Here is a 2,619-nt window from a genome sequence, read left to right as displayed (position 1 = left end):
CCGGCGCGGGCCCCGGAACCCGTCTCAGTCCTCGTCGTAGCGCGGGTCGATGGCGTCGGGCGACAGCCCGAGCAGCTCGGCGACCTGTTCGATCAGGATCTCGTGCACCAGCGCCGCGCGGTCCTCCCGGGTCTTCGCCCGGATCTCCACCGGCCGCCGGTACACCACGATCTGGCTCTTGCGCCCCTGCCGGCCGGGCGACACCCGCCCCAGCGGCACGCCGTCCTCGGCGCCGGCGCCGTCCGGCTCGCGCAGCGGCACCTCCTGGACGGCGAACTCCACCTCGATCAGCTGCGGCCAACGCCGTTCGAGGCGCTCCACCGACTCGCGCACGTAGTCGTCGAACAGTTCGGAGCGGGTGAGCGAGATCGGCACCTGGGGCGGCGCCAGCGGGCCGCGCAGGCCCCGCCCGTGCCGGTCGCGGTGCCGGGGGCGGCGCGCCGGGCCTGTCGATGACTGCGGTGCGGAGCTGTCCATATCACTGCCGAGGGTAGTCCTTGGACGGTCGGAAGTGGACCACTCCGACCGGGAATCACACGGGGCGTGGGATACGCGGCCCAGGCGCCCGCGGGGCGACACGGCACCCCCTCCGGGCAGGCGGTCTTCGCTCCCCGGCGGGGAGTGCGGTACCGTCCACCCTCGTGAGCTCTGTACGTCGTTGTTCGCGGACCGCGTGCGGCCGGCCGGCCGTCGCGACGCTGACGTACGTCTACGCGGACTCCACCGCCGTCCTCGGGCCGCTCGCCACCTACGCCGAGCCGCACTGCTACGACCTGTGCGCCGAGCACGCCGAGCGCCTCACCGCCCCGCGCGGCTGGGAGGTCGTCCGGCTCGCCGCCGAGGCCGGGCCGCTGCGCCGCAGCAGCGACGACCTGGAGGCGCTGGCCAACGCCGTGCGCGAGGCCGCCCGCCCGCAGACCCCCCGTCAGGGCCGCGGCTTCGAGGGCGAGTCCACCGAGGGCAGCCGCCGCGGCCACCTCCGGGTGCTGCGCTCGCCCGACAACTGACACCCCTCCCGGTACGGGGCGTTCCCGGTCCTGGCACGGGGCGTTCGTCCGGCCCGGGTACGCTGCCCGTCTACCGTCACCGCGCCCGTCGACCGACGCGCGGTGGCCGCGACGTTTCGTGATCAGTCCTAAAACCAGGGTGGAGCCGCAGTGCGCGACCTCAAGCAGCTCGTGAAGGCGTACGACGTCCGAGGCGTCGTCCCGGACCAGTGGGACGAGAGCCTGTCCCGGGCCTTCGGTGCCGCGTTCGTGCAGGTCACCGGCGCGACCGCGATCGTGGTCGGGCACGACATGCGGCCCTCCTCGCCGTCGCTGAGCCTGGCCTTCGCCGAGGGCGCCGCGGCCTACGGCGCCGACGTGGTGCAGATCGGGCTGTGCTCCACCGACCAGCTGTACTACGCCAGCGGCAAGCTCGACCTGCCCGGCGCGATGTTCACCGCCAGCCACAACCCGGCCCAGTACAACGGCATCAAGCTGTGCCGGGCCGGCGCCGCCCCGGTCGGCCAGGACACCGGCCTGTCCGAGATCCGCGAGCTGGTCGAGTCCTGGACCGCCGAGGACGACACCGTCACCGTCCCGGCCAAGGACGTGAAGCCGGGCGCGCTGTCCGCCCAGGACACCCTGCGCGGCTACGCCGACCACCTGCTGGGCCTGGTCGACCTCACCGCGATCCGTCCGCTCAAGGTCGTGGTGGACGCCGGCAACGGCATGGGCGGCCACACCGTGCCGACCGTCTTCGACGGCCTGCCGATCGAGCTCGTCCCGATGTACTTCGAGCTGGACGGCACCTTCCCGAACCACGAGGCCAACCCGCTCGACCCGAAGAACCTGGTCGACCTCCAGGCCCGGGTCCGCGAGGTCGGCGCCGACGTGGGCCTGGCCTTCGACGGCGACGCCGACCGCTGCTTCGTCGTGGACGAGCGCGGTGAGCCGGTCTCCCCGTCGGCGATCACCGCCCTGGTCGCCGTCCGCGAGATCGCCCGCGCCCGGGCCGCCGGCGAGGCCGAGCCGACCGTCATCCACAACCTGATCACCTCCTGGACCGTCCCCGAGGTGGTCCGCGAGCTCGGCGCCAAGCCGGTGCGCACCCGGGTCGGCCACTCCTTCATCAAGCAGGAGATGGCCGAGACCGACGCCGTCTTCGGCGGCGAGCACTCCGCGCACTACTACTTCCGCGACTTCTGGCGCGCCGACACCGGCATGCTGGCCGCGCTGCACGTGCTGGCCGCGCTCGGCGGGCAGCCGTCCGCGCTGTCCGGGCTCACCGCCGAGTACGACCGCTACGCCGCCTCCGGCGAGATCAACAGCACCGTGGCCGACCAGGCCGCCAGCACCGCCGCCGTCCGCGCCGCCTACGCGGGCGGGGAGGGCACCACGGTGGACGAGCTGGACGGCCTGACCGTGGCCGGCCCGGACTGGTGGTTCAACCTGCGCGCCTCCAACACCGAGCCGCTGCTGCGCCTGAACGTCGAGGCCAAGGACCCGGCGAAGATGGCCGAGCTGCGCGACGGCGTGCTCGCCGTCGTCCGCGGCTGAGCCCCTCGCCCGGGCTCGCGCCCGCGCGGAGCGCCTGAGCACGGGCCCCGGTGCCCCGGCCGGTAGGGTTTCCTAT

The 2,619-nt window shown here is 74.0% G+C and carries 3 protein-coding genes; 2 read left to right on the top strand and 1 reads right to left on the bottom strand.

Features of this window, described 5'->3' with window-relative positions; all coding sequences use genetic code 11:
• Window positions 1-24: 24 nt before the first annotated feature.
• Window positions 25-477 (bottom strand): metallopeptidase family protein, encoded by a 453-nt coding sequence (locus tag ACFU6K_RS36215; protein ID WP_380670476.1) that lies wholly within the window; start codon window positions 475-477, stop codon window positions 25-27.
• 164 nt (window positions 478-641) lie between these two features.
• Between ACFU6K_RS36215 and ACFU6K_RS36210 the strand changes: the two genes are divergently transcribed.
• Entirely contained in the window at window positions 642-1,007 is a 366-nt protein-coding gene (locus ACFU6K_RS36210; protein ID WP_380670474.1) for a DUF3499 domain-containing protein, read from the top strand.
• 150 nt (window positions 1,008-1,157) lie between these two features.
• On the top strand, window positions 1,158-2,543 hold the full coding sequence (locus ACFU6K_RS36205) for a phosphomannomutase/phosphoglucomutase (RefSeq protein ID WP_380670472.1): 1,386 nt from the start codon (window positions 1,158-1,160) through the stop codon (window positions 2,541-2,543).
• Window positions 2,544-2,619 lie beyond the last annotated feature (76 nt).

The sequence above is a fragment of the Kitasatospora sp. NPDC057512 genome (genome assembly GCF_042802135.1).
Taxonomy (GTDB): Bacteria; Actinomycetota; Actinomycetes; order Streptomycetales; family Streptomycetaceae; genus Kitasatospora.
Note: the sequence above shows the minus strand (reverse complement) of the source record. Positions and strands in the feature narration are given on the sequence as shown.

Bases quoted from the DNA above. Each gene is read 5' to 3' on its own strand.
- ACFU6K_RS36215 (WP_380670476.1), bottom strand. From the start codon at position 477: ATGGACAGCTCCGCACCGCAGTCATCGACAGGCCCGGCGCGCCGCCCC.